The sequence below is a fragment of the Arthrobacter sp. Hiyo1 genome (genome assembly GCF_001263615.2).
Lineage (GTDB): Bacteria > Actinomycetota > Actinomycetes > Actinomycetales > Micrococcaceae > Arthrobacter.
Map to the genome: position 1 here is coordinate 49459 of NZ_DF952470.1, position 799 is coordinate 50257.

The window sequence follows — 799 nt, forward strand, 5'->3', positions numbered from 1 at the left end:
CGTGACGGCCACCGCCGCGCTCGCCGTGGTTCCAGCCTCGTTGCAGACGGCGGCAGGGCTTGAGGAACGACGGGGCTGGGGACTCGCCACGCAACTGTACTCGGTACGCTCGAAGCGCTCATGGGGTATCGGGGATTTCGCGGACCTTGCCGATTTGGCATCGTTGGCCGGCGCGCGAGGGGCCGACTACGTCCTGGTGAACCCACTGCATGCCGCAGATCCGGTGCCTCCCATTCAAGCATCGCCGTACTCTCCCTCCACCAGGCGATTCTTCAACCCCCTCTACATCCGGGTCGAATCCATTCCCGAATTGGCATACGTTAAGCCTCGCAAGCGCGCCACGGTGGACCGGCTGTTGGACCACGTCCACGCGCTCAACAAGGACGCCGAACGGCTGGACCGGGACCAGATCTTTGCCGCGAAGCTCGCTGCCTTGGAACTCCTTCACACGGTCAAGCTCTCTCCGGCCCGGCAACGCGCCTTTGAGGAGTTCTGCCGCGAGTCCGGCCCCGGCCTGGACGATTTCGCCCTTTGGTGCGCGATCCGTGAAGACCGGTCGCCGGACGACCCCTTCTGGCAGGACCCCGCGGCCACCCTCGGTTCGCCCAAGGTCGAGTCGATGCGCCAGGCTTTGGCCGACCGGATCGGTTTCCACCGCTGGCTTCAGTGGATCTGCGATGAGCAACTCGAGTCGGCCCAGGTCGCGGCGAAGCGATCCGGCATGCGGTTGGGAGTAGTGCACGATCTCGCCGTCGGGGCGGACTTGAGCAGCGCCGACGCCTGGACCCTGCGCAAGCAG

General features: G+C 66.0%; 1 protein-coding gene. It reads left to right on the plus strand.

Going from position 1 to position 799, the window contains the following annotated elements; all coding sequences use genetic code 11:
* On the plus strand, nucleotides 1-799 hold a 799-nt coding region (locus AHiyo1_RS09185; RefSeq protein ID WP_148667523.1), incomplete at both ends, for a 4-alpha-glucanotransferase.